25 protein-coding genes and 1 pseudogene are annotated in these 25,875 nt (G+C 62.9%); 19 read left to right on the top strand and 7 right to left on the bottom strand.

Annotated features, from left to right (window positions below):
• The first annotated feature begins 35 nt into the window (after nucleotides 1–35).
• The 3 genes from THIDRDRAFT_RS13825 to der are packed head-to-tail and all read left to right on the top strand — an operon-like array spanning nucleotide 36 to nucleotide 3,366.
• Nucleotides 36–662, top strand: coding sequence for a YfgM family protein (locus THIDRDRAFT_RS13825; RefSeq protein WP_007041481.1), 627 nt, complete (start codon nucleotides 36–38; stop codon nucleotides 660–662).
• A 20-nt stretch (nucleotides 663–682) separates the two neighbouring features.
• A complete protein-coding gene (gene bamB, locus THIDRDRAFT_RS13820) occupies nucleotides 683–1,969 on the top strand; it encodes an outer membrane protein assembly factor BamB (protein ID WP_007041480.1) in 1,287 nt (428 codons plus the stop codon).
• Between the two features lie 5 nt (nucleotides 1,970–1,974).
• Complete coding sequence (gene der / locus THIDRDRAFT_RS13815; RefSeq protein ID WP_007041479.1) at nucleotides 1,975–3,366, top strand: ribosome biogenesis GTPase Der; 1,392 nt, start codon at nucleotides 1,975–1,977, stop codon at nucleotides 3,364–3,366.
• Nucleotides 3,367–3,575: 209 nt separating this feature from the next.
• Here der and THIDRDRAFT_RS13810 read toward each other — a convergent pair whose 3' ends face one another.
• From THIDRDRAFT_RS13810 to THIDRDRAFT_RS13800, 3 genes are all read right to left on the bottom strand, one after another.
• Nucleotides 3,576–4,952 (bottom strand): MFS transporter, encoded by a 1,377-nt coding sequence (locus THIDRDRAFT_RS13810; protein WP_159105415.1) that lies wholly within the window; start codon nucleotides 4,950–4,952, stop codon nucleotides 3,576–3,578.
• A gap of 43 nt (nucleotides 4,953–4,995) precedes the next feature.
• The gene (locus THIDRDRAFT_RS13805; RefSeq protein ID WP_007041477.1) at nucleotides 4,996–5,622 is read right to left on the bottom strand and encodes a TetR/AcrR family transcriptional regulator; all 627 of its coding nucleotides are present in this window, start codon (nucleotides 5,620–5,622) and stop codon (nucleotides 4,996–4,998) included.
• A 140-nt stretch (nucleotides 5,623–5,762) separates the two neighbouring features.
• Complete coding sequence (locus THIDRDRAFT_RS13800; protein WP_040844909.1) at nucleotides 5,763–7,001, bottom strand: SLC13 family permease; 1,239 nt, start codon at nucleotides 6,999–7,001, stop codon at nucleotides 5,763–5,765.
• A 426-nt stretch (nucleotides 7,002–7,427) separates the two neighbouring features.
• On the opposite strand from THIDRDRAFT_RS13800, the gene THIDRDRAFT_RS13795 reads away from it, so the two are divergent.
• Nucleotides 7,428–8,522 (top strand): IS4 family transposase, encoded by a 1,095-nt coding sequence (locus THIDRDRAFT_RS13795; RefSeq protein WP_007041475.1) that lies wholly within the window; start codon nucleotides 7,428–7,430, stop codon nucleotides 8,520–8,522.
• Here THIDRDRAFT_RS13795 and THIDRDRAFT_RS25645 read toward each other — a convergent pair.
• From THIDRDRAFT_RS25645 to THIDRDRAFT_RS13785, 3 genes are all read right to left on the bottom strand, one after another.
• Nucleotides 8,502–8,993 carry a hypothetical protein gene (locus tag THIDRDRAFT_RS25645; protein WP_139058740.1) on the bottom strand — a complete coding sequence of 164 codons (492 nt, stop codon included), beginning with the start codon at nucleotides 8,991–8,993 and terminating at the stop codon, nucleotides 8,502–8,504. The genes THIDRDRAFT_RS13795 and THIDRDRAFT_RS25645 overlap by 21 nt on opposite strands.
• A gap of 513 nt (nucleotides 8,994–9,506) precedes the next feature.
• Nucleotides 9,507–9,770: a Txe/YoeB family addiction module toxin gene (locus THIDRDRAFT_RS13790; protein WP_007041474.1), complete on the bottom strand. Its 264-nt coding sequence runs from the start codon at nucleotides 9,768–9,770 to the stop codon at nucleotides 9,507–9,509.
• Nucleotides 9,767–10,009, bottom strand: coding sequence for a type II toxin-antitoxin system Phd/YefM family antitoxin (locus THIDRDRAFT_RS13785; protein WP_007041473.1), 243 nt, complete (start codon nucleotides 10,007–10,009; stop codon nucleotides 9,767–9,769). Before THIDRDRAFT_RS13785 ends, THIDRDRAFT_RS13790 begins: the two co-directional genes overlap by 4 nt.
• A gap of 269 nt (nucleotides 10,010–10,278) precedes the next feature.
• Here THIDRDRAFT_RS13785 and nifE point away from each other — a divergent pair, with 269 nt between their 5' ends.
• From nifE to THIDRDRAFT_RS13730, 11 genes are all read left to right on the top strand, one after another.
• A complete protein-coding gene (gene nifE / locus THIDRDRAFT_RS13780; protein ID WP_007041472.1) occupies nucleotides 10,279–11,751 on the top strand; it encodes a nitrogenase iron-molybdenum cofactor biosynthesis protein NifE in 1,473 nt (490 codons plus the stop codon).
• Nucleotides 11,744–13,141 carry a nitrogenase iron-molybdenum cofactor biosynthesis protein NifN gene (gene nifN / locus THIDRDRAFT_RS13775; RefSeq protein WP_007041471.1) on the top strand — a complete coding sequence of 466 codons (1,398 nt, stop codon included), beginning with the start codon at nucleotides 11,744–11,746 and terminating at the stop codon, nucleotides 13,139–13,141. The genes nifE and nifN overlap by 8 nt, the downstream gene beginning before the upstream one ends.
• A 128-nt stretch (nucleotides 13,142–13,269) precedes the next feature.
• A complete protein-coding gene (locus THIDRDRAFT_RS13770; protein WP_007041470.1) occupies nucleotides 13,270–13,701 on the top strand; it encodes a NifB/NifX family molybdenum-iron cluster-binding protein in 432 nt (143 codons plus the stop codon).
• Nucleotides 13,698–14,201, top strand: coding sequence for a SoxR reducing system RseC family protein (locus THIDRDRAFT_RS13765; RefSeq protein WP_007041469.1), 504 nt, complete (start codon nucleotides 13,698–13,700; stop codon nucleotides 14,199–14,201). The genes THIDRDRAFT_RS13770 and THIDRDRAFT_RS13765 overlap by 4 nt, the downstream gene beginning before the upstream one ends.
• 43 nt (nucleotides 14,202–14,244) lie before the next feature.
• Nucleotides 14,245–14,718, top strand: coding sequence for a NifX-associated nitrogen fixation protein (locus tag THIDRDRAFT_RS13760; protein ID WP_007041468.1), 474 nt, complete (start codon nucleotides 14,245–14,247; stop codon nucleotides 14,716–14,718).
• 101 nt (nucleotides 14,719–14,819) lie between these two features.
• Nucleotides 14,820–15,038: a CCE_0567 family metalloprotein gene (locus tag THIDRDRAFT_RS13755; RefSeq protein ID WP_007041467.1), complete on the top strand. Its 219-nt coding sequence runs from the start codon at nucleotides 14,820–14,822 to the stop codon at nucleotides 15,036–15,038.
• Nucleotides 15,039–15,094: 56 nt separating this feature from the next.
• Complete coding sequence (gene fdxB, locus THIDRDRAFT_RS13750) at nucleotides 15,095–15,409, top strand: ferredoxin III, nif-specific (protein ID WP_007041466.1); 315 nt, start codon at nucleotides 15,095–15,097, stop codon at nucleotides 15,407–15,409.
• A gap of 168 nt (nucleotides 15,410–15,577) precedes the next feature.
• Nucleotides 15,578–17,095: an apolipoprotein N-acyltransferase gene (gene lnt / locus THIDRDRAFT_RS13745; protein WP_007041465.1), complete on the top strand. Its 1,518-nt coding sequence runs from the start codon at nucleotides 15,578–15,580 to the stop codon at nucleotides 17,093–17,095.
• A gap of 93 nt (nucleotides 17,096–17,188) precedes the next feature.
• The gene (locus THIDRDRAFT_RS13740) at nucleotides 17,189–17,704 is read left to right on the top strand and encodes a hypothetical protein (protein WP_007041464.1); all 516 of its coding nucleotides are present in this window, start codon (nucleotides 17,189–17,191) and stop codon (nucleotides 17,702–17,704) included.
• Nucleotides 17,705–17,763: 59 nt separating this feature from the next.
• Entirely contained in the window at nucleotides 17,764–19,128 is a 1,365-nt protein-coding gene (mpl, locus tag THIDRDRAFT_RS13735) for a UDP-N-acetylmuramate:L-alanyl-gamma-D-glutamyl-meso-diaminopimelate ligase (protein ID WP_007041463.1), read from the top strand.
• 12 nt (nucleotides 19,129–19,140) lie between these two features.
• A complete protein-coding gene (locus tag THIDRDRAFT_RS13730) occupies nucleotides 19,141–19,779 on the top strand; it encodes a flavin prenyltransferase UbiX (protein WP_007041462.1) in 639 nt (212 codons plus the stop codon).
• Nucleotides 19,780–19,788: 9 nt separating this feature from the next.
• Here the strand turns inward: THIDRDRAFT_RS13730 and petA are convergent, their stop codons facing one another.
• The gene (gene petA, locus THIDRDRAFT_RS13725; RefSeq protein ID WP_007041461.1) at nucleotides 19,789–20,382 is read right to left on the bottom strand and encodes a ubiquinol-cytochrome c reductase iron-sulfur subunit; all 594 of its coding nucleotides are present in this window, start codon (nucleotides 20,380–20,382) and stop codon (nucleotides 19,789–19,791) included.
• A 299-nt stretch (nucleotides 20,383–20,681) separates the two neighbouring features.
• Here petA and THIDRDRAFT_RS13720 point away from each other — a divergent pair, with 299 nt between their 5' ends.
• The 4 genes and pseudogenes from THIDRDRAFT_RS13720 to THIDRDRAFT_RS24645 form a co-directional block, all read left to right on the top strand.
• Nucleotides 20,682–21,617 (top strand): NADH-quinone oxidoreductase subunit B family protein, encoded by a 936-nt coding sequence (locus THIDRDRAFT_RS13720; protein ID WP_007041460.1) that lies wholly within the window; start codon nucleotides 20,682–20,684, stop codon nucleotides 21,615–21,617.
• A gap of 3 nt (nucleotides 21,618–21,620) precedes the next feature.
• Nucleotides 21,621–23,138 (top strand): nickel-dependent hydrogenase large subunit, encoded by a 1,518-nt coding sequence (locus tag THIDRDRAFT_RS13715; RefSeq protein WP_007041459.1) that lies wholly within the window; start codon nucleotides 21,621–21,623, stop codon nucleotides 23,136–23,138.
• Nucleotides 23,131–25,446 carry a hydrogenase maturation protease gene (locus THIDRDRAFT_RS13710; RefSeq protein WP_007041458.1) on the top strand — a complete coding sequence of 772 codons (2,316 nt, stop codon included), beginning with the start codon at nucleotides 23,131–23,133 and terminating at the stop codon, nucleotides 25,444–25,446. The genes THIDRDRAFT_RS13715 and THIDRDRAFT_RS13710 overlap by 8 nt, the downstream gene beginning before the upstream one ends.
• Nucleotides 25,447–25,736: 290 nt before the next feature.
• Nucleotides 25,737–25,875: pseudogene (locus THIDRDRAFT_RS24645) on the top strand (transposase); the annotation flags it as partial.

The raw sequence follows: 25,875 nt of genomic DNA, 5'->3' as shown, positions 1-25,875 counted from the left end.
CTCTCCAGTGCCGATTTCGCCCGACGGAGAAGTCTGTGTCTTACGAAACCGATGAGGAAAAGGTCGAAGCCATCAAGACATGGTGGAAGGAGAATGGTCTGTCCGTGATCGCTGGCGCCGTGATCGGCCTTGGCGTCATCTACGGCTGGCGCTACTGGGTCGGCTACCAAGCAGACCAAGCGGCCATGGCCTCCAATGCCTTCGAGGTGCTCCTGAACGAAACCAGGGCCGGCACCGCCGAGACGGTCGCCAAGCAGGCCCAAACGCTGCGCGACGACTATGGCTCCACGCCCTATGCCGCACTGGGATCTCTGGTCTCGGCCAAAACCCTGTACGAGGATGGCAAGACCGACGAAGCGATCGCCGCCCTTGAGAGCGTGATCGCCGACGCCCCGGACCCGGCCATCGCCCGCATCGCTGCGCTGCGTCTCGCCCGCATTCAGGTGGCCGAGAACAAGCTCGACGCAGCCGAGAAGATCATCGACAAATACGATGACAGCCCCGCCTTCGCCGGAGACTTTGCGGCCGTGCGCGGCGATCTGGCATTGGCGCGCGGCGACACCGCGAAGGCCCGCGCCGCCTATGAGGAGGCGATCGACAAGGGCACTGGGCTGTCCCAGCTCGTGCGTCTCAAGCTCGATAACCTTCCCTCGGCCAGCTAATCACATTAGGGGCACAGTCCATGGGCTTCCAACTCAGATCGCTGTCTTCGCTACTCGGCGTCCTCCTGGCAACGGGCATGCTGACGGGCTGTGGCATCATTCCCTGGTTGGGTCAGGAGAAGGACCCGACGCCCCCAACCAAGCTGACCAAAATCGTTCAAGAGGTCTCCATCGATCGTCTCTGGTCGGAACGACCCACCCACGGCAGCGATGGCCGACGCCTCTATCTGGTTCCGGCACTCGCAGGCGGACATCTCTATCTCGCCGATTCGCGTGGACGGGTGGTCGCACTCGCAGCCGACAGCGGGCGCGAGCTCTGGAAGATCGAGACCCGCCTGAATTTCAGCGGCGGACCCGACGTCTCCGGCGACACCTTGATCCTGGGCACCAGCCAGGGCCTGCTGGTCGCACTCGCCACCGCCGACGGCAAGGAGCGCTGGCGCACGACGCTTGCGAGCGAGGTGCTGTCCGAGCCGCGATTCGTCGGCGACGGTCGGATCGTCGTGCACACGCTCGATGACAGCATCTTCGGCATCGATGCCGCCACCGGCAAGGAGCTCTGGCGAACCAGCTATCCGGCACCGGTGCTGACCCTGCGCGGAAGCAGCACCCCAGTGGTCACCCCCATCGGCATCAGCGTCGGCCTCTCGGGCGGCAAGCTGGTCATGCTCGACCCCAAAGATGGCATCCCCTTGTGGGAGGTCGTCGTCACCCGACCGAGCGGTCGCTCCGAACTCGCGCGCATCGCGGATATCGACGCCGACCCGATCCTGGTCGGCGGAACGCTCTACGTCGGCTCCTACCATGGCGATCTGGCCGCCGTCGACACGGCAACCGGCGACGTCCTCTGGCGTCGCGACCTGTCCGCCCACGCCGGACTGACCGCAGACCAAACGGGACTCTTCGTGACGGATTCCGAGGATCAAATCTGGGGCGCCAACCTCGTGGACGGCAGCGGGCGTTGGAAGCAGGATCAACTGCGCTATCGCAAACTCACCGCCCCGGCGCTCGTCGGCAATCTGGTCGCGGTCGGCGACCTAGACGGCTATCTGCATCTGCTGGACAAGGGCGATGGGCGGCTCGTGGGACGGACCCGAATCGCCAAGGCGGGCATCACGGCCCGTCCGCTCTATGCCGACGGCCGCCTCTACGTCTATGCGGAGGATGGCACCATTGCGGCGCTACGCATCGGCCAAACCATGAATTCGGCCACACGGCCAACCACCCCAGCGGCCACCTCGCGACCCACAGCTGCCTCCCCAGCCGATGCGGCGAGCGCAGCCGAGGCATCGAGTCAGGCGCCATAAATCACATGTTACCCGTCATCACCCTCATCGGCCGCCCCAACGTCGGCAAGTCGACCCTATTCAACCGGCTGACCCGCACTCGGGACGCCCTCGTGGCCGACTTCCCTGGCCTGACCCGCGATCGTCAGTACGGCATCGGCCGCGTCGGCCCCGGCCCCTACATCATCGTGGATACCGGCGGTATCGGCACCGCTGCCGAGGGCGTCGAGGCGCTGATGGAGCGCCAGGTCCAGCGCGCCATCGAGGAGGCGGACCACCTGCTCTTCCTGGTCGATGCCAAGGACGGGGCCACACCGGAAGACATCGAGATCGTCCAGCGACTCCGACGCCTCGGCAAGCCCATCGCGCTGGTGGTCAACAAGAGCGACACCACGGACCCCAATCTGGCCGTCGCCGACTTCCACGGGCTGGGACTCGGCGACCCCTGGGCCATCTCGGCCAGCCAGGGCCTTGGCGTAAACAAACTGATCGAGCACGTCTTCGGCCAGTTACCGATCGACACGGATGAGACCGCCGATGACGATCAGGGCATCCGAGTCGCTCTGGTCGGGCGCCCCAACGCCGGCAAGTCGACCATGATCAACCGTCTGCTCGGCGAAGAGCGTCTGGTCACCTTCGACAGCCCAGGCACCACGCGCGACAGCATTTTCATCCCCTTCGAGCGACTGGGACGTCGCTATACCCTGATCGACACCGCCGGCCTGCGACGCCGAGCACGCGTCCAAGACGCCATCGAGAAGTTCAGCGTAATCAAGACGCTGCAGGCGATCGAGGAATCGAACGTCGTCATCCTGGTGATCGATGCCCACGAGGGTGTCGGCGAACAGGACGCGACCCTCGCCGGCCATATCATCGAGAGCGGACGGGCACTGGTCGTCGCCATCAACAAATGGGACGGACTCCAGCCCGACGAGCGCGAGCACGTCCGCGAACAGTTCTCGCGTAAGCTCGCCTTCCTCGACTTCGCCAAGCTGCATCTGGTCTCGGCCTTGCACGGCAGCGGGGTCGGACTGCTGCTCGACGAGGTCGACAAGGCCTACGCCAATGCCACCCGCAACCTCGCCACCCCGGAACTGACCCGCCTGCTCGAATCCGCAGTTCAGGAGCATCAGCCCCCATTGGTCAGGGGACGCCGCATCAAGCTGCGCTATGCCCACCAGGGCGGACGCAACCCGCCGATCATCGTCATCCACGGCAACCAGACCGAAGACGTCCCCGAGACCTATCGGCGCTACCTCATCAACCGCTTCCGCAAGGCACTCAACCTACTCGGCACACCCTTGCGACTGGAGTTCAAAAGCGGCAGCAACCCTTTCCAGGGCAAGCGCAATCAACTGACCGAGCGTCAGATCAAGCACCGCGATCGCCTGAAGAAATTCACCAACCGCAAGCGCTGAGACCGGCGGACAGAGACATCCCGCCGACGCCGGTCATGCGTTCCGATCCCGAGAGGGTCGGTCAAACGGCTGGCTGGAGGACGACAGCAGGGAAGCTGTTGACTCTGGTACCGAAGCGCCTGCCTCGCCCCCCGCGAACAACAGCTTTCCGACGCAGACATCGCCTTGTTTTTGAAAAAGAAACAAGATCTGCCCCAGGTCTCACAGGGCTATCTTGACGCCAGGGCCCTCGCCAAGGGCCAGCGGACCAGCATCAGGACAAGAAAGGTGGAGAAGCAGGCCAGCGGCACCATCAGCCCAGCCGTCAGCGCATGGCGGAAGGCGGACTCCGTCATACCGTCGAGCCCGGAAAAGAAGACCGCGCCGGTCAGCGCTACGCCCAAGGCGCCGCCCACTTGCTGGAATGCCTGTAGCAACGCCGAGGCAATCCCGGCCTCGGCCGCTGCCACCGGCTCGAGCGCCAGATGGAAGAGCGGCCCGACCGCCATGCCGAATCCCAGCCCGATCAGCCCCAGGCATGCCATGACAATCGGTTGCTGAGCCAAACCGGTAAATCCCGGCACGGCGGCTCGCAACAGAACCAGACCCGCCAGCGCGATTCCGGCGCCCAGCACAAGGCGGAGCCGGTCGGAAAGGCCCCGCATGGCCGGGGCGAGCATGGAGGTGACCATGATGCCGAGCGATAGGGGAAAGGCCGTCAGACCCGACTGCCAAGGTGAAAACCCAAACCCCGTCTGAAGAAAGAGTGCGAGGATCATGAAAAAGCCTGGCAGACCAGCAAAGAACAGGCCGACACCGATCCCGAACCACGCGTATTCACCCGCCTCGAACAGCGACAGCGGCAGAAGCTGACTCTGCCCAAACCGAGCGCGGCGGCGCTCCCACCAGATGAGTGCAGCGAGCGTCGGCAGGGCGACGATCATCATCGCCCAACCCCAGAGCGGCCAACCCCATTGACGGCCTTCGATCAACGGTACCAGGATCAACAGCAAGGCAAGGGCCGCCAGCACTGTGGCGACAAGATCGAAGCGAATGCGGGGATCGCCCTCAGCGTGCGGCAGAAACCGCCACAACAAAACGCCGAGCGTCAGCGCAAGCGGCGGATTGATGAGAAAGATCACCCGCCATCCAAACCCCCAGAGGTCGTGCTCGACCAGCCATCCCCCGGCCAATGGTCCCATCACCGAGGCGAGACCAGCCACGAGGCCGAAGACCGCAAAGGCGGTGGTGCGGCTCTTGCCTTGGAACATCCGGTGCGCAAGCGCCATCGTTTGAGGCGAGACCATGGCCGCGCCCACGCCCTGCGCCACGCGGCCGAGTTGCAGCCATGCCATCTCCGGGGCCAGCGCGCAAAGGAGCGATGCCGAACCAAAGACCATCAGCCCCGCCAACAAGACCCGATCAGGCCCAAGCCGGTCCCCAGCTCGGCCGCAGGGGATCAGTCCCAGCGCGTAGGTCAAGATATAGCCCGAGACCAGCCAGGCCAGAGCAGCGCTCTCGGCGCCCAAATCGCGTTGGATGGAGGGCAGCGCCACGTTGATGATCGTGACGTCCAGCAGCACCAGGAAATTGACCGCTGCAAGCAAGCCTAACGCCACCCAAGACCTTTTGTGCGGTGAGGAGTGCGCCTCAATCGGCATCGGAGCATTCCCTCGACTCAGGGACGAGCAGCGAGCGCTCGATCTCGTCCACCACCGGCCAGAACATCGCCAACCCCTTCGGCCCGCGCGGGCCAAAGGACGCCAATGCGCCGGTGATCATCAACGCGGCGGGTAACGGTTGGAGTGTCGAGCGGAACACGCCCTGGCTGCGGCCGATGGCGACGATCTCCGCATAACGCCGACACCAGTCCTGGGTGAAGGCATCGAGTATCCCTGCAACCTCCGGCTCCGCAGTCGCGACCTGGGTGAGCTGGCCAAAACAGGCCGCCAACTCCGGCCGGTCGCGCAGACTGTCGTGATAGGCCCGAACCTCGGCCCGCAACTGCGCAAGGGCTGGGCGCTGGGCGTCAGGCCGGGGAGGCAGCAGGGCCAGAAAGGCGTCCCGGCTCGTTTCCGCCACCAACCTGACAAGCGCGGTCTTGTTCGGCACGTGGAAATGCAGGGTCGAGATGTTGATGCCAACTCGCTCGGCAACGCTGCGGGTGCGCAGCGCGGCGTAGCCCTTTTCCAAGATCAGGGCACGCGCGGCCTCCGCGATCATCTCGCGGCGGTCGTCCTTGCGAATGTACTGTTGGGTCGGTTTGGTATCTGACATGAATCAATCATATGATTGATTTATATTTCACGCAAACCTCATCCCGAGTCGAGTGTCCAGAGCTCGATCCGGGAGGACAGCCTGTACGATCATCGAACCAGCGTCTCCTCGGGCACTTGCAGTCTGACGCCACGACACCCTCATGCACGCCACGGCAGCAACGCCGCAGCCGCGATGACGAGGCTGACCAGGGTCACCGGCAGCCCGACCCGGGCATGGGCTCGCCAGTCGATGACGACGCCCTGTCGCGCCGCAGCCTGAACGACGATGAGGTTGGCGATGCTGCTGATCAGCAGCAGGTTTCCGGCCAGGGTGCTCGAGAGCGCCAGAAGCGGCCCATCGACCGGCGCCTGCGCCACCGGCAGCAGGAGCATCACTGCCGGGACGTTGGAGACCAGATTGCTGAGCAGGACACTGGCGGCGAAGAGCGGCGCAGGTTCCTGCAGATCGAGTCCCTCGTCGGCCAGAACGGCGACCGCCTGGGCCGGCAGTCCGGTCTGCTGCATGGCATGATTGACGATGAAGAGTCCGACGAAGAGCACCAGCAGTTGCCAGTCGACCAGTCCAAGCATCTGGCGTGAATGCAGACGCCGGCTCGTGAGCAACAATCCAGCCCCGGCCAGAGCGAGCAGATCGCGCGGCCAGTGCGCCCAGAGAAAGGCCGCGCAAAGCAGGGCCGCGACCGTCAGACCCTTGAACGTCTGCCAGCGATCGAGCGGCACGCCGACCTCGCCGGCACGCCCGAGCGCCGACGGCAGGAGCGACGCGGAGGCTTCCAGCCAGTGCCCGCGGCTGAGCCCAGCGATGATCACCCAAGTGCTCAAGAGACCGAGCAGCACTGGCAGCGCCGCCACGCGTAGGTAGTCGCCGAAGTCGAGTCGCAGCACCTCGCCGATCAGCATGTTCTGCGGATTGCCAATGAGCGTCAGCGCCGACCCGAGATTGGCCGCGCAGGCCAACGCCAGCAGATGCGGCAGCGGGGCATAGCCGCGCGCCCGGCACAGCTGGGCGAGCACCGGCGCCATCGCCAAACAGACGATGTCGTTGCTGAACACGGCCGAGAGTGCTGCAGCCACGGCGATCACCGCCCCCAGCAGAACCGGCGGGGCCAGCGCGCGACGATCCAGCCAGACGACCACCCAGTCGTAGAAACCACCGAGCCGCAACTGCGCCGAGATCACCATGAAGGCGAACAGCAAGGCGAGCGTCGGCAGATGGACCACTTCGCCGATCCCGGACAGGGGCACGACCTCGGTGGCGACCAGGGCGATCGCGCCCAAGAGCACGACCCCCGTGCGGTCGAGCTGCAGGAACGGCAGCCGGCCAAGAAAGAGCCCGAGATAGACCAGCAGGAAGACGGTGAGGACAAAGGCGGTCAAGGCCAGGACTCCCAGATACACCGACGGTAGTTTCCACCGCCACTCGGAACACCTTCGTCAGCATCAATGCCGCAAACAGCGGGAACACCCCGCCGCTAACCTGATGGAACCGATGCACGGGCAGGCAGCGCCGGCCGACCCGCGCGCCCAAAGCAGACTCGCTTCCGGTGGGTGGCCAACCCTTGCCGAGCGGGACTGATCACCCGCCGGGCTCCTCCTCGTCATTTCACGCCAAGCTCCGCCTGACGATTCCAAGCGACCAAACTTCCCTGGCGCACCAAGATCTGCCTTGATCTTCGCAAGCTCTTTGAGGACTAACGCTGAAAATAAATGGCGAAAATAAAGCGCGGCGGCTCAGTACAGTACATTTAAAATTAAGCTTTTGATTATAATGGCGTCTTCTTGAGACTCCGCCCCAATGTCACGATGCCCGAAACCCGCACTGTCAGACTGCTCCGAACCCTGCTTGCCACTCACCTCGACTGGCATGGCTCTCGTCTCGATTTTCTCGCCCGTTTCATCCTGGCCGTCCTGCAAGTGCGCTCGGTCAACCTGGCCCGCCTGGCGCCGGTGCTCTCGAGCCGCGCGAAGCCCAGTTCGAACTACATCCGGTTACAGCGCTTCATGCGCTCCTTCACGATTGATCAGTCGGACATCGCCCGCACGGTTGGCGATCTCCTGCCCGCGCAGCAGCCATGGGTGCTGACGCTCGATCGCACCAACTGGAAACTCGGACGTGCCGAGATCAATCTGCTGGTGCTCGGTGTCGCCTACCGAGGATTGGCGATCCCCTTGCTGTGGACCGCTTTGCCCAAGGCCGGCAACTCCAACACCAAAGAGCGCATCGCGCTGATGGAGCGCTTTTTCGCGACCTTTCCGGATCAGCCAGTGGCCTTCCTGTTGGCCGATCGCGAGTTCGTCGGGCGCGACTGGCTGGCGTATCTCCTGCGACGCGAGCTGCCATTTCGCTTGCGCCTGAAGGCCAACGTCAACCTCACGTCCACCAAGGGGGCCTATCCGCTGCTGCGCGAATTCCAGACCCTGCCCGTCGGGGGCACACGGGTGCTGCGCCAGCCGCGACAGCTCTGGGGACAGAAGGCCTTTCTTAGTGCCAAACGCCTGGAAACCAATGAATGGTTGCTCATCGTCAGCGAGTCCTTCAGCCGCCAGGCCATTGAGGAGTATGCCCAACGCTGGACCATTGAAACCCTGTTTGCCGCCTTGAAATCGCACGGGTTCCACCTCGAAGAGACCCATCTCACCAAGCCCGAGCGCCTCGAGCGACTGTTCGCGCTGTTGACGCTGACCACCCTGTGGGCGGTTCATGCCGGTGTCTGGGCGCACGAGCAACAGCCGATTCGCCAAAAAAAACACTCGAGCGCCCTCAGTTCAGCTTCTTTCGCTATGGACTCGACCTCCTTCAGCGCCTCATCACCCTGCAGGCCAGTTTCGCTGCCGAGTTGCTCTGCGTCCTCGGTTTCATGCTCGATGGGCGACCGTTCAACGTCCAACATGACATGAGGCGCGTGCTGTATTAGCTGGGGAAGCTATTCGTTTTGTACTGTGCTGAGGTGCCTCACTTGGACATTCGCCGTTCTTAGCCAGGGCACTCCAGAAAGAGTCATCAAACATACGATTTAAATACATGTATCTACATGTCACCACCAACTTTGTGCGATTCCAGCTTCCTGATGAATAAGCGGAACCACTTACGCCATAATGTGTTTCAAGCTCATAAAATGTAAGTGGCGTCTTCGCCAACCACTTTTCATCCAATAGCTTGCCAAGCTCTAAAACTTCTTCTTCAGTAATGTCAAACTGTTCAGCAAAAGGTTTGTGCCAATCTGCTGCTTCGTTAAATGCCGGGAATACGCCGGACTCCCATGCATAAATATATGCTGATGTAAATGGAGAATTATCTAGATCTGAACGCCCAGAATTTAGAATATTGAAACGCATTAGCTGAAAGAGAGATTCGTTCGTAGCTTCCATTTAGCATCTCCTGATGCGGGTTAAAGGTTACCCAGTATAGTTGGAGTTCTCTGCATGCCATATCAAAGGCATAACAGTTGATTAGACAGAATCGATAATTACTGCGCTAGACGGATTCTCTAATTTATGTGCTAGACAGATGCTGTCTAGCTCTCCCTCCCGAGTTGAGCCCGTCCATCCGAGCCGTTCCGTACACCCCGAAGATGTCGCACCAACACTGCCGCCAACGGCCTCACACCGTCTATGCGTAAACGCAACCCGCCGTGCTAGACGGAAACGAGGACGCCAATCAGGCTTCTCCCGATGCCAAACGGATATGACTGACGCATACAGTTTGCATCTTAAGCCCGTAACTTCGATCAGGGCAATTTCGACGTTCGGGTTTCATGCCTCCTCATTTTCCGCACTCCTGAAGCTTCCGGCAGTTAGCGGTCTGAACAAATACTAAAATGGCCAACGAGGAACAGGTGGCAAATTAGACGCTTCGTCACCAGAAAAAAGAAGCGCCGTGCATTATTCGTAATGGCTCCATAGCCGTAACACTTTGACGACCCTATCCTCTTCCAGCACTTGATATACCAGCCGATGCTGAATATTGATTCGCCTCGAATAGGCCCCTGCAAGATCGCCAACGAGTTTTTCGAAAGGGGGCGGCCTCTGGAATGGGTCTTCTGCGAGGATTGCAAACAACTCCTGCGCCTTGGGCTTCAATCCGCTTGAAGCCAACTTCTTCGCGTCCTTCTGTGCTTGCTTCGTATAGACCAGTTGCCACTTCACCAATCCAGGTCCTCGGCACATTCGTCAACAGGCGTCTCCATGCCTTCCCGGATCGACTCGCGCATACCTGGAGTCGATAGCAAGAACAGCGTCTCTTGGATCGCCTCCCAGTCTTCTGCGGAAACCAGCACCGCACTGTTCCGCTTCCCTGTAATCAGCAACGGCTGATGCGAGGATGCGGCCTCATCGATCAGGCCATACAGGTTAGCGCGTGCCTTGCTGGCCGTAATTGCAGTCATGACAAACCTCACAACGAGAGTTAGATGTACTTATAGTACGTTATTGCGTACGCGCATCAAGTGGCACGTCTCGGCTGCATACGCTTGGTAGCAGGTCGCGGTCACAAAGCCAACAGAAACGAACCGCGTTTGTCGCGGTTGCTGCAATCCATCCGATTGTCGGGAAAGCTACACCCTTACACCGAACATTTTCCCTTCCAAAACAGACATTTTTCTATTGGCACGGGCTCTGCATGATTGTATCTATAGCAAACGCCTCGGAGCCTTGCATGAAGCAGAAAGACATCTCAGCACTGCTCGATGAGCCGGCCTGTGCCCACAACAAGAAGGAAAAGTCCGGTTGCGCCAAGCCCAAACCGGGTGCCACGGCGGGCGGCTGCACCTTCGACGGGGCTCAGATCGCGCTGCTGCCGATCGCGGATGTCGCCCATATCGTGCATGGCTCCATCGCCTGTGCCGGCAATTCCTGGGATAACCGAGGCACCCGCTCCACCGGACCCACGCTGTTCAAGATCGGCATGACGACCGATCTGACCGAACAGGACATCATCATGGGGCGCGGCGAGAAGCGGCTCTTCCACTCCATCAAACAGGCGATCGACAGCTATCATCCGGCGGCCGTCTTCGTCTACAACACCTGCGTCCCGGCCCTGATCGGCGACGACGTGGATTCGGTCTGCAAGGAGGCCGAGAAGCGTTGGGGCACGCCGGTGGTCCCGGTCGATGCGGCCGGCTTCTACGGCACCAAGAATCTCGGCAATCGCATCGCCGGCGAATCCATGGTGCGTTACGTCTGCGGCGGACGCGAGCCGGATCCGGTTCCTGAAGGGATCGAAAGGGAAGGATTCAAGGTCCACGACATCGGTCTGGTCGGGGAATACAACATCGCCGGCGAGCTCTGGCACGTCATGCCGTTGTTCGACGAACTGGGACTGCGCGTGCTCTGCACCCTCTCCGGCGACGCCCGTTTCCGCGAGGTGCAGACCATGCACCGCTCCGAGGCGAACATGATGGTCTGCTCCAAGGCCATGGTGAACGTCGCCCGCAAGCTCAAGGACGCCTTCGGCACGCCCTGGTTCGAGGGCAGTTTCTATGGGGTGCAGGACGTCTCGCAGTCGCTGCGCGACTTCGCCCGTCTGATCGATGACCCCGACCTGACCGCCCGCACCGAGGAGCTGATCGCCCGCGAAGAGGCACGCATCCACGAGGCGCTCGAACCCTGGCGCGCCCGACTCAAGGGCCGCAAGGTGCTGCTCTATACCGGCGGTGTGAAGTCCTGGTCGGTGATCTCGGCGCTGCAGGATCTCGGCATGACCGTGGTCGCCACAGGCACCCGCAAGTCGACCGAGGAAGACAAGGCGCGCATCCGCGAGCTCATGGGCGAGGATGCGGTGATGATCGACGAGGGCAATCCGCGCAAGCTCATCGACATGGTGCGCGACAATGACGTCGACATCCTGATCGCCGGCGGACGCAACCTCTACACGGCGCTCAAGGCGCGTATCCCCTTCCTCGACATCAACCAGGAGCGCGAATTCGGCTATGCCGGGTACGTGGGCATGCTCGAACTGGCCAAACAGCTCTGCCTGACCGTCGAGAGCCCTATCTGGGAGGCGGTACGTCGCCCCGCACCCTGGACGCAGGCACAGCCCGCGATCCCTCCAGGCGCCGCGACCACGTCGAGCGCCGATGATGCCCCAGAGGTCGAGCCCATCGCCGTGGAGGCCAACAGTCATGCCTGAGATCGTCAAACGTAAAAAGGCCCTTTCGGTCAATCCGCTCAAGGCCAGCTCGACCGTCGGCGCTGCGCTCGCCTTCCTCGGCTTCAGTCGCACCATCCCCATGCTGCATGGCTCGCAGGGCTGTACCGCCTTCGGCAAGATCTTGTTCGTGCGTCATTTCCGCGAGCCCATCCCGCTGCAGACGACCGCCATCGATCAGGTCAGCGCCGTCATGGGCAGCCAGGATCTGGTGATCGAGGGGCTCAAGACCCTGTGCGAAAAGAACAACCCCGACATGATCGGGCTTCCGACCACCGGGCTGGTCGAGACCCAGGGCGCCGACATCCGCATGGCGGTACGCGCCTTCCGTCAGACCCACCCCGAGTTCAACCGGATTCCGGTCGTGCCAGTCTCGACACCCGATTTCGTCGGATCCATGGAGTCCGGTTACGCAGATGCGACCAAGGCGATCATCGAATCCCTGGTCCCGACCGCCGCCGAGGCGGGCACCCAGCCGGGACAGCGCCGCCGCCAGATCAACGTGCTGGCCGGATCCCATCTGACTCCGGGCGACCTGGAGCACCTCAAGGATCTGATCGAGGCGTTCGATCTGCGTCCAGTGGTGCTGCCCGACCTCTCCGACTCGCTCGACGGACATCTGCCCGAGAGCGACTTCAGCCCGCTCACCATCGGCGGCGCGCTCGTCAGCGAGCTGGCCACGGTGGGCGACGCCTTGGCGACCCTGGTGATCGGCCCCTCCATGGACGCGCCGGCCGACGCGCTCAAGGCGCGCACCGGGGTACCGGATCATCGATTCACCCATCTCATGGGGATCGACGCCGTCGATGCACTGATCTCGACCCTGACCGAGCTGGCCGCCGTGCCGGTTCCGGCCAAGATCGAGCGCCAGCGCGCCCAGCTTCAGGACGCCATGCTCGACAGCCATTTCATGCTCGGCATGTCACGCTTCGCCATCGCTGCGGACCCGGACCTTCTGGTCGGACTGACCCAGATGCTCGCCGGCGTCGGCGCCGAGACGGTGGTCGCGGTCGCTCCGAGCAACGCGCCGGCACTGGAAAGGGCCGTCTGCGATCAGGTCAAGATCGGCGATCTGGAAGACCTGGAGATCGCCGCGCGCGCACGCGGTGCCGAGGTGCTCATCACCAATTCGCACGGCGTCCATACCGCCGCGCGGCTGGGCATCCCGCTGCTGCGTGCCGGTTTTCCGCAGTACGACCAGCTCGGCGGCTACACCCGCACCTGGATCGGCTATCAGGGGACGCGCGCCACGCTCTTCGAGCTGGCCAACATCCTGCTGACCCTGGAGAAGGGCGAGATCCATCCCTATCGCTCACGACTCAAACAATGGCCGGACGACGAACGCCATGCCGACGTGAAACACGCCGCATAGGATGGGTAGAGCGCGGCGAAACCCATCGACCCGATGCGCTCGCGCCGCGCCACTCATGGGAGGACTGGAGTCCCAAACCAATGGAACGACGACTGAGAATTCTGAATTGCTGTAGCGAGGCAAAACCCATGGGTACAGTGATCAAGGTGGCCTTCGCGACCTCCGACATGAAGCACATCGATCAGCACTTCGGTACGGCAGAGGCGTTCGCCATCTATTCGGTGGACGAAGAGGCGGCCGATCTGGTCGAGGTGGTGCAGTTCGGCCAACTGAGCATGGATGGCAACGAGGACAAGCTAGCCTCCAAGATCGACGCGCTCCAGGGCTGCATCGCCATCTATTGCCAGGCGATCGGCGCCTCGGCGGTCAACCAGTTGCGCCCCAAGGGCATCCAACCGGTCAAGGTCACGCCCGGCACGCCGCTGAGCCATGCCATCTGCTCGCTCCAGACCGAGATGCGCGATGGGCCGCGCGCCTGGCTCGCCCGCGCCATCGAGAACCAGAATCCCGATCGCGCCAACCGTTTCGACGCTATGGAATCGGAGGGATGGAGCGAATGATCGAGGAACGCGCCACCGTAGTCGAGGTCGGCGACGGCTTTGCCTGGGTCGAGACCCAGCGCCGCTCGTCCTGCACCCAGTGCGCGAGTTCGGCGAGCTGCGGCACATCGATCCTGGCCAAATTGTTCCGCCCGACTAGCAACCGGCTCAAGATCATCGATCCCATCGGACTGCAAACCGGCGAGCAGGTCGTCATCGGCATCGCCGACGCCACCCTGAACCGCGCGGCCCTGATGGCCTACATGCTGCCGATGATCACGCTGATCGGCGCCTCCGCAGTGGCGACGCACCTCCAGTTCAGCGAAGGCATGGTCGCGCTGTCCGGAATCGCCGGATTGGCACTGGGTCTCCTGCTGGCCCGCCTGCTCACCGGCGGAGCGACCGGGCAGGCGCGCTACCGACCCGAGCTGGTCCGACGCGACGGCTCTGGCAGCCAGGTCTCGCTCGCGAGTCTGACCCAAGGCAGCACCCTGCACGATCACAAACATTTCACCGCCTGATCGCGAACGATACGGCTTCAACATCCATTTCGAGGCATCCATCATGACCGAGACCGCTACGGCGAGCACCGAAAACGCAGGGCTCCTAGAGTCCGCATTCGTCGTTGAAATGGTGCGCCAGATGCGCGCCATCGACCCCTATGGGCACTACGACGCGATGTCCACACTGGAGATCCTCGAGCCCTTCATCCTGACCAAGGAAAAGAAGCGCGAGATCCCCATCATCGGCGACCCGGACGAGCTCGTGGTCGCACGCGTCAAGGTTTTCTACAACGCCATCTCGGCCCTGATCGAGTCCGAATGCGGTCTGATGGCCGTGCCTCTGGTCAACCTCACCCACGAGGGATTCGGCCGCGCGCTCATCACCGTCGGCAAGCTGGTGGTCATGGACCGCACGGTGCGCGACGTCCACCGCTTCGGTTTCCCCAGCCTGTCCAAGATGAAGGACGAGGCCGACAAGATCCTCTCGGTCGCGCTGGAGCTCATCGGCAACCACTCCAAGGTCGCCGGACTCTGAGCAGCCCCTAAAAGATCGAGCCGCGTGCCCGCCCGGTCGAACAGACCGGGCGGGCACGGCATCCTGCCCCTCGCTCTACATTCGCCAAGGGAACGCCAACCATGACACCCGAAGAACTCAAAGACCTCGAAAAGTCCGTCAAAAAGGCCAAGCGCATCGCCTCCGAAAAGGCCGGCGAGCTGCACGATCTGGTCGAGGACCGCTTGCCGGGCGCCTATGAGGAAATCCCGGTCATCGCGCAGACGACCTACGACGCTTGCAAGGCATGGGCAGAGGCAAGTGCCCAACTCGCCGCAGCACAGGCTGCGGCATCCAACTGACCCTTTTCCATCAACCCTCTCAGGCGGCGCTGGGGCGTCGCATTCGGAGTACAGACATGTCGGTCATCACAGGTATTACCCGGGGCGGCGTCGAATGGACGCCCTCATTCGTCATCGCGCTCAACCAGGGCAAGTGCATCGGCTGCGGCCGTTGCTACAAGGTCTGCCCGCGCAACGTCTTCGAGCTGATCGATCGCGACGACCTCGACGACGATGACGATTTCGAGGACATGGACGACGATTTCGATGACGAAGCCCCAGGCATGGTCATGAACCTGAAAGACACGCTCGACTGCATCGGCTGCGAGGCCTGTTCGCGCGTCTGTCCGAAGGGCTGTCTGACCCACGAGCCCTCGGCCGCAGCCGCCTGATCCGGCTTCGTACGTGCCCGAGTCCCGCCCCTCCAGGGCGGCTCGGGCCAGCGGCCAGCCGCTGACGGCTGGAAGCTGGAAGCTGGAAGCTGCCAGCTAAGTTGACCCACGCGCCCCAGGCTGCTAGAAACGGCACCGCCTCCACACCAGTCTCGGTCGACAGACTCCATGCCCTCCCTATTTCAGCGTTTCGGCCCTCTATGGCCCGCCTTGATCGCGCTGGCGAGCGGTGCACTCACGGTCCTGGGATTCGCACCCTTCAACTGGTTCCCCATCGCCATCCTGAGCCTCGCGCTCTTCTACGACCAACTGATCGAGAGTTCGCCACGACAGGGTTTCTGGCGCGGCTGGCTGTTCGGGGTCGGACTCTTCGGGTTCGGGGTCTTCTGGATCCGCATCAGCCTGAACGAGTTCGGCAACATGGACGCCTGGGTCGCGCAGCTGCTCACCGCGCTCTTCATCGCGGCCATGGCCCTCTATTACGGTCTGGCGGGCTGGCTGATTCGACGACTGGATCTCAGCCGAAACTGGACCACCCCAGTCCTGGTCTTCCCTGCCATCTATCTCCTGACAGAGTGGTTGCGGGGCTGGCTCTTCACCGGCTTCCCTTGGCTCAACCTCGGCTACACACAGATCGACGGACCGCTCGCCGGCTATGCCCCGGTCATGGGGGTCTATGGGGTCACCTTGCTCGCCGCACTGTCGAGCGGGCTGCTCTGGGCCCTGGTGCGCTGGTCCGGTCGGGCGCGCGCCCTGGCAGGCGCAGCGCTCGCGGCCATCTGGTTCAGCGGCGCCGGGCTGCAACAGGTGGAGTGGACCCACCCGAACGGACCGCCGCTCAAGGTCAGCGTCCTGCAGGCCAACATCCCGCAGTCCATGAAATGGACGCCCGAGGGAGGCATGGCGATCGCCCAGGCCTATCTGGAACTCACCCGCGATCACCTGGACTCGGATCTGATCGTCTGGCCAGAGACCGCGCTCCCGGATTTCCTGCACCAGCTCCGCGCCCCGCTCATCGATCCGCTGGCCGAGCGCGCCCGCGCTGAGGGCACCGAGATTGTGCTCGGCATCCCGGTTCTGGATGTGGAGACGCGGCGGTACTACAACGGACTCCTCAGCATCGGCAGCCATGAGGACCTCTACGCCAAGCGCCATCTGGTCCCCTTCGGCGAGTTCATGCCCTTCAAGAATTGGCTCGGCCCGCTGGTCGAACTCTTCGAGGTTCCCATGTCGGACTTCAGCCCCGGCGATGCGGAACGCCCCTTGCTCACCGTGGGCCGGTATCAGGTCGGGGTCTCGATCTGCTACGAAGACGCCTTCCCCAGCGAGGTGGTCGAGGCATTACCGGAGGCCGAGTATCTGATCAATGTCAGCAACGACGCCTGGTTCGGCGACTCGCTCGCACCCCACCAGCATCTGGAGATGGCACGCATGCGCGCCTTGGAGAACGGTCGCGCTCTGGTTCGCGCCACCAACACGGGCGTCTCGGCCATCATCGACCAGCGTGGACGACTCGCCGCGACCCTGCCCTCGTTCATCCGTGGCGCCACCAGCGCCGAAATCCAGCCGCGCCAAGGCGCGACGCCATTCGCACGATTGCACAACCAGCTCGCGATCGGGCTCGCTCTGGCGATGCTCGGCATCGCCGTCGCGCGCTCCCGCCGCGCCAGATCGAACGCCACATGAGCGACCGCCGCCCGTGAAACACAACGCGGATTGTCCCTTTCCGGGCGTGGGCGGTTATCATTGTCCCTCCTTTCGCCGGTGTAGGATCTACTCGTGCAAGCCCTGATCACGTTCTTCATTGAGCTCTGCTTGCTCCGCCGCCCGCCGCAGGACCTGCCGGCCTCCGATGTGCTCCTCGCCATGGTGCTCGTCACCGACCTCATCGTCGGAATGTTGGTCGGCATGACCGCCGGACTGAGCTGGATAGAGGGTTTCCTCCAGAGCCTGGTCGAGGTGGCGCTGATGCTGACAGCGCTCTATCTGACCCTCAAGCAGCTTCGGCTCGCCCAGCGCTTCGTCCAATCCGGTACCGCCCTGCTCGGCAGCGGCACACTGCTGGGACTGATCGCGCTCATTCCGCTCAGCCTCAATCCAACCGGCAGCGAGACGACTGATCTGGCCACGCTCGGCGCCTTCCTGCTGCTGGGACTGATCATCTGGGGGGTTGTGGTCACCGGACATATCCTGCGCCACAGCTTCGGCATCACGCTCGGCCAGGGCGCAGCCATCGCCATCGCCTTCGAGATCTTCGCCGTCACCCTCGTGACCAGCCTATTCGGCGGCGCCTGAGGTTCATCGGCCCGCTCCGCCCAGACACGAATCCCACTGGTTCTCGTAAAGGTCCAGACATGCATCTTCATATCCTCGGAATCTGCGGCACCTTCATGGGCGGAATCGCCCTGCTGGCGCGCGAACAAGGCCACCAGGTCACAGGCTCGGATGCCAACGTCTATCCACCGATGAGCACCCAGCTGGAGGCGGCGGGAATCAAGCTCACGGAGGGCTACGACGCCTCCCAACTGGACCCGGCCCCGGACGTGGTGGTGGTCGGCAATGCCATGAAGCGCGGCATCCCGGCCATCGAGGCCATGCTCGACCGCGACCTGCGCTACTGCTCCGGCCCCCAGTGGCTGCACGACAACCTGCTGCGCGAACGCTGGGTGCTCGCCGTCGCCGGGACCCACGGCAAGACCACCACCTCCAGCATGCTGGCCTGGGTGCTGGAGGACGCGGGACTCCAGCCCGGCTTCCTGATCGGTGGTGTTCCGCTCGACTTCGGTCTCTCGGCCCGGCTCGGCTCCGCCCCCTTCTTCGTGGTCGAGGCGGACGAGTACGACACCGCCTTCTTCGATAAGCGTTCCAAGTTCGTCCACTACGGTCCCCGGACCCTGATCCTCAACAACCTGGAGTTCGATCACGCCGACATCTTCGACGATCTGTCGCAGATCCAGCGTCAGTTCCATCATCTGGTGCGCACGGTTCCGGGCAGCGGACTGATTCTGCATCCGGGCCGCTCGCCGGCACTGGATCATGTCCTGGGCATGGGCTGCTGGACACCACGCGAATCATTCGGACCGGACGGCGACTGGAGCGCCGAGCTCGTTCAGGCCGACGGATCCGAATTCCGGGTCCTGTTCAAGGACGAGGAGGTCGGAACCCTCGCCTGGCAACAGACGGGTCTGCACAACGTGCAGAACGCACTCGCGGTCATCGCCGCCGCACGTCATGCCGGCGTCCCGCCCGAAACGGCGATCGATGCGCTGGGGCGTTTCCAGGGGGTCAAGCGCCGCATGGAATTGTGCGGCGAGGTCCGGGGCATTCGAATCTTCGACGACTTCGCACATCACCCGACCGCCATCGCCACCACGCTCGACGGTCTGCGCCGTCAGGTCGGCGAGCAGCGCATCCTGGCCGTGCTCGAACCCCGCTCGAACACCATGCGGCTGGGGATCCACAACAAGGAGCTCGCCGCCTCGCTCGCCGAAGCCGACCAGGTCTTTCTCTATGCACCGCCGGATCTGGGATGGGACGCGGCCGCCGTCTTCGCCGAGCAGCAAGGGCGCGTGACCGTGTTGGATTCGATCGAAGCAACGGTCGAGCACATCGCCGCCGAGAGCCGGCCGGGCGACCAGATCCTGGTGATGAGCAACGGGGGATTCGGCGGCATCCACCAACGCCTTCTGGATGCGCTGCAGGGCCAACCGGCCAACTGAACGGTGCGATCGATGAAGGATCCGCGCCAGCCCAACAGGGTCACGGTCGCCATCACCGGTGCCTCGGGTGCCCAATACGGGCTGCGGCTGATCCACTGTCTGGCGGCCTCGGGCGTCCAGGTCGATCTGCTGATCTCCCAGGCCGGACAGGTCGTACTCAAGATGGAGGCCGACCTCGAAATCCCCTCGCGCCCAAACGAGGCCGAACAGTTCTTCCGCACCCATTTCGGCCCCCAACCCGGCTCCATCCGGGTCTTCGGACGCCAAGAATGGACCGCCCCGGTCGCGAGCGGCAGCAATCCGCCCGACGCCATGGTCATCTGCCCCTGTACCTCGGGCACGCTGGGACGCGTCGCCGCCGGGCTCTCCTCGTCATTGATCGAGCGCGCCGCCGACGTCGCACTCAAGGAGCGCCGGCCGCTGCTACTGGTGGTTCGGGAGACCCCCTTCAGCAGCATCCATCTCGAAAACATGCTGCGACTCACCCAGGCGGGCGCGATCATCATGCCGGCCAGTCCGGGCTTCTATCACAAGCCGACCAGTGTCGAGGCCATCGTGGATTTCATGGTGGCCCGCGTTCTGGATCATCTGGGGGTGCCGCACCAACTCATGCGGCCTTGGGGGAGTGAGACGCCATCGGAGGGCGCCTAGCCTGATCCATCAGGCGGCTTCGCGATCCTCGCCGATCAGGATGGTGGTATCGCTCAGATAGGTGTACTTCGGAATGACCAGATTCGTCGGGGCCGGAACGCCCTTAAAGACGCGCGCGGCCAGGTCGAAACGCGATCCGTGACAAGGGCAGAAAAAGCCGCCCTTCCAATCGGCGCCCAGATCGTCGGGGGCCACCTCGGGTCGATAGGTCGGCGAACACCCCAAATGGGTACAGATGCCGATCGCCACCAGATACTCCGGCTTGATCGATCGGGTCGGATTCTGACAGTAACTCGGCTGCTGCGGCACGCTGGACTCTGGATCCACCAGCTTGGGATCGTTGCTCGGCAGTGCCGCCAGCATCGCGGGTGTGCGATGGACGACCCATACCGGCTTGCCGCGCCATTTGACGCGCAGCAGCGCGCCCGGCTCCAGCTTGCCGATATCGGCCTCGACCGGAGCACCTGCGGCCCTTGCTCGTGCGCTCGGGTTCATGGACTGAACGAACGGTACCAAGGCGTAACCAACCCCAACGGCACCGACCAGACTGGTTGCGGCAACCAATAAACGCCGCCTTCCTCTGTTCTCAACCTCTGTGTTCATGGATTCACTCCTGACCAAAGCAGATACGCCAACCGAGCGACTGCTTCGGTCGCTTGGGTCATGGTTGAATCTGCGACCCTGCGTCGCTGTTAAGAGGTATTTTCCGCCAGAAACCAACCAAAATACCCAGACATTTATCAATCGGAGGGAATCGCGATGAGATGAAAAGCCATGCCTGATGCCGGACCGGCAGTAGGCAGCCCGATTCGATTTGCCCGTCACAGCAAGGAGAGGATTCTTCGAGTATAACAATATCAATATCGAAGACCTCCGGGTCCAGGCTTCCAAGGGGAGAACCCATGGCCAATCTGGTGTGGATGCAAACCGGCGCCTGTAGCGGCGATTCGATGACGCTGCTGTGCGCGGAACGACCTAGCCTCGAAAGCCTGCTGGAACATGCCGGAGCGCGGTTGCTCTGGCACCCGTCGCTGACCGCCGAGACCCGTTTCGGGTCCGTGCTGGATGCCGTGACCAGCGGAAGGGAACCGCTCGATATCCTCTGCATCGAGGGCAGCCTCATGACCGGCCCTTCGGGCAGCGGTCTCTACGACACCTGGCGATCGCGCCCCAAGATCGAGATCGTGCGCGAACTGGCCGGGATCGCCGGCTCTGTCGTCGCCATGGGCACCTGCGCGGCTTTCGGTGGAGTGCATGCCGCACCACCGAACCCGACAGACTGCACCGGAATGCAATTCATGCAAGCAACCCCTGGCGGCCTTCTAGGCCCGGGTTGGCGCAGCCGAGGCGGGCAACCCGTCATCAATGTCGCGGGCTGCCCAGCCCATCCGAATACCATGACCAAGGTGCTCGCGATGCTGCTCGAAGGGACGCCAATTCCGTTGGACGAGCTGAATCGCCCCGCCCCCTTCTTCTCCAGCCTGGTGCATCAGGGCTGCACCCGCAACGAGTATCACGAATACGATGCCGAGGACGATGTGCTTGGCGGACGCGGCTGCATGTTCTTCAGCCTCGGCTGCCGGGGACCCTTGACCCCAGCGCCCTGCAATGTCGATCTATGGAACGGACGCAGCAGCAAGACGCGCGCGGGCGTCCCCTGCTTCGGCTGCGTCTCCCCCGCCTTTCCGCCGAATCGCGACCTCTTCGAAACGCCCAAGATCGGCACCATACCCAAGATGCTCCCGCTCGGCGTCTCGCGCGCCAAGTACATGGCATACAAGAACCTGGCCAAGGCGGCCGCACCGGAGCGCATCATCAATCGCGAGATGGAGCCTTGAACGATGGCTCGCGTGACTGTCAACATCGATCTGAACCGGGTTGAGGGCGACCTAGAACTTCAGGTGGACCTGGAGGACGACGTCATCGCGGACGCGCGCTGCATCGGCACCCTCTATCGGGGATTCGAGCAGATCCTGATCGGCCGCGCGCCGCGCGACCCGCTCGTCATCACCCCGCGCGTCTGCGGCATCTGCGGAACCGCCCATCTCTATGCCACCGTCCGCGCGCTCGAACAACTCGGCGGCATCCGCCCCCCCACCCATGCCGCGCATATCCGCAACCTCTGCCTGATGGCCGAGAATCTGCAAAGCGATCTGCGCCAGAGCTTTCTCTTCTTCACACCCGACTTCTGTCATCCCAGATACGCCAAACACCCACTCGCGGACGCAATCACCGCATCATTCACGCCCTTCAAGGGGCGTGTGGCGCGCGAATGTCTGCAGGTCACACGGCGCGTACTGGAGATCGTGGCAATCTTCGGCGGACAATGGCCGCATTCAAGCTTCATGATCCCGGGTGGCGTCACCCTGCCGGCCAATGGCACACGTCTGATCGAGGCCCAGGACCTGGTTTCAAGGACGCGCGACTGGATGGAAACCTGCGTCCTGGGGGACGACCTCGACCACTGGCTGACCATCGAACGGGCCGAGGACTTCTTTCAGTGGCTGGAGTCATCGCCAACCGTCGCAAACGCCGCACTCGGGCTATTCTGCCGCTTCGCGCGCTCGGTCGGGCTGCACCAGCTCGGGTGCGGCACCGGGCACCTGATCAGCTACGGCGTGAATCCACTCCCCGACGGTAGCTACGGCGGTTTTCGGCCCGGCTTCTATGACGCCGACAAGAGCCAGGTTGAATCACTCGATCAATCGCGCATCAATGAGCACGTCCGGCACAGCTGGTTCCAGCATTATCCGGGCGGTCGCCATCCCTGGCAGGGAGAGACCATCCCCGACTACATGCCGGGGAACGACCGTTACACCTGGTCCAAAGCCCCGCGCTACGACGACAAGGTCGTACAGACCGGCCCGCTCGCAGAACTACGCATCGGCGGAGACCCGCTGATCGCGGATCTACTGGCGCTGGAGGGCGACAACACCTGGCTGCGTCAATTCGCGCGACTGCGCCGCGCGGCTTGGAGCATCCGCGCCATGAGGGAAACGCTGACCGCGCTCAAAGATGTGCTGGACGAACCACACTTCGCGGATCCGAACATCCGCGACTGGCCGGACGGCGAGAGCTACGGCATGATCGAGGCGGCACGCGGTGCCCTTGGGCACTGGATGCGGATCGAGAACGGTGTCATCGACGGCTACCAGATCGTCACGCCAACCGCATGGAATGCCTCGCCACGCGACAGCAACGGTCAGCCCGGACACTGGGAGCGATCGCTCATCGGGGTTCGTGTCGAGGATCCGGAGGATCCGGTCGAGGTGGGTCATATCGTGCGATCGCACGATCCCTGCCTGGTCTGTACCGTTCACTTCATCGGACGCGGCAGAAGACGCTACCCCTGTGCCTGATCGACTCCGCATCCTCTGCTTCGGCAATCCGCTGCACGGCGACGACGGGTTCGGACCGGCGGTCGCCCAGAGTCTGCAGCGCCACCAATTGCCGGACGGGGTGCGCCTCATCGAGTGCGGAACCCGTGGGCTCGACACGCTGGATCTCTTCGAGGACAGCCCCGAACTGCTCCTGATCGATGCGCTTGAAGGCGACCAGCCAGGCCGACTCCAAATCCTTTCAGCCTCGGACATCCCGCTCGAATCCGCGCATCCCGGCAGCCACGATGCAGGACTTGGACACCTGATTGCCGCCGCCCGCGCGGCCTATGACGCGTTGCCGCCCATCCACTGCATCGCGGCCGAGATCACCCGCTGCACGCCCTTCTCGCCGGGCCTCTCGCTCGAAGTCGCCGCCGCCGTCGGCGAGGCAGTCTATGTCATTCATGACCGCTGGCTGCGACCCACACGGAACCCGACACCGGTCGGCGATCGGGAACTCACCGATGAGCTGGAGATGCTACGTCAAGCCAACCAGGCACTGGAAGCCGAGCTGATCCGTAGCGCCGAGACGCTGGATCTCATGATCGAACGGCAAGAGGTGCAACAAGACGAGCTGCGGCAGCGCTCGGTTGAGCTCTCCCAGCTCAACAGCGCCATGGAACGGGCCATCGACACCATGGCCGAAATCTTCGTCCTGCTCGATGAGAACGGTCGCATCCTCAAGGTCAATGGTGTGCTGGAGCGGGAGCTGGGCCATGCCAGAACCGAGGTGCTCGGCACACCCCTGGAGTCCTATCTGGCCGAGGACGGCGCACGGCTTCTGGACGATCTCCCTACCGACCTGCCGGGCGGACCGTCGCTCATCGACGCCATTCGCTTTCGGGGCGGCCATCTCAGCGTCGAGATCGGGCTCCGCCACAGCGGCGGGGCACAGGATATCCCCTATCTGGTCAACGCAACCCTCCTCCACGGCGCATCAGGCAAGCTTGAGGGAGCCCTTCTGGTCGCCACCAACATCTCCGCGCTCAAGGCCCGCGAATCGGATCTACGCGAGAACCAACGCCAATTACGACAGACGGCGAAAGAACTCACCCAGCATCGAGACAATCTCGCCACTCTGGTCGCGGCCCAAACCCAAGATCTGCGTGTTGCCAAGGAATCTGCGGAGATGGCGAACCGAGCCAAAAGCACGTTCCTGGCGAACATGTCGCACGAGATCCGCACCCCCATGAACGCAATCCTGGGCTTTACTCATGTCCTTCAGCGGGAGATAGAAGAACCCACGCATCAGGAAAAGATCGGCCGCATCTTGAGTGCGGCAAAGCATCTTCTCGGCATTATCAACGACATACTCGACTTCTCCAAGATCGAGGCCGAGCAGATCCGGATCGAGGAAACGGCAGTCGACATCCCGAGCATCCTCGATCAGATCGACAACATGATGGCCGAACGCGCACGCTCCAATAAGGTCCGATTCGAGCAGGATGTCGACCCCGAACTGATCGACCTACCGCTGCTGGGCGATACATTGAGAATCAGCCAGATCCTGATCAACTTCGTCAGCAATGCGCTTCGGTTCACCGAGCACGGCTACGTCAAACTGAGCGCCAGACTGGAAGACAGGAACGCGGAGCGGGTCCGTGTCTACTTCGAAGTCGAGGACTCGGGAATAGGCATCGCCGAGGACGCCTTGCAACGCATCTTCGACGCCTTCGAACAGGCCGAGACCCAAACCACCCGCAAATACGGGGGGACCGGTCTGGGGTTGGCAATCAGCAAGCGACTCGCATTGCTGATGAGCGGAAAGGTCGGAGCGGAAAGCCAACTTGGGGCTGGCAGCCGTTTTTGGTTCAGGCTACCGCTGAAGCACGGCACGCGACAGGTCGTCGAACGCACGAACCAAGAGGAGCATCAGATCCGCGCCGGGAGTCGACTGCTTCTGGTCGAGGACAACGAAATCAACCAGCTCGTCTCATTGGAACTCCTGAGCCATCTCGACCTGGAGGTCACGCTCGCCAACCAGGGAGCGGAGGCCATTTCAGCGCTCGAACGGCAGGATTTCGATCTGATCCTGATGGACATACAGATGCCGGTCATGGATGGCTTGGAGGCAACGCGGCGCATCCGCGCCCTAGGCCATCGAATGCCGATCATCGCCACGACGGCCAATGCCTTCGACGACGACCGCAGTCTGTGCGAGCAAGCGGGCATGAACGATTTCATCTCCAAGCCGCTCGACCCCTCAGCGTTCTATGCCAAGCTGGCCACATGGCTAGCGCCGCCCCCGATTGACAGCCAACCCGTCAGACGCACCACGACCGGCTGAACGCGATCACTCGCGGGTCGCCCGAGAACATCGCAAGACGCAATTCGGATCTCGAAGCAGGCTTGCCCTTAGAGCGAGGCCGGAGTCAAATTGCTTGATCGCCCAAAGATTCGTCCCCGCACCGAACACTATGACCAAACCAGACCACCTCAGTACAGTACATTTAAAATTAAGATTTTGATTTCGATATCTAGGGTTCAAACCCCCGCCTTTCAGGCGGGCAGATTTCATCTTCAGCCCTCTCGCTGCTACGGTTGATCCTGGCCCCTGGAGCAACGAGCGGAGAGAGGATGGATTATCGCTACGGTAGCCACACGGTTTTCCGGATTGAGTACCACTTTGTCTGGGTTACCAAGTATCGCTACAAAGTGCTGAGAGGGGACTAGAGGAGAGGGTTCGCGAATTGGTGCGACAGACCTGCGATGCATT

This window comes from Thiorhodococcus drewsii AZ1, assembly GCF_000224065.1.
GTDB lineage: Bacteria > Pseudomonadota > Gammaproteobacteria > Chromatiales > Chromatiaceae > Imhoffiella > Imhoffiella drewsii.
The sequence above is the reverse complement of the archived record's forward strand: the minus strand, read 5'-3'. Positions and strand labels throughout refer to the sequence as shown.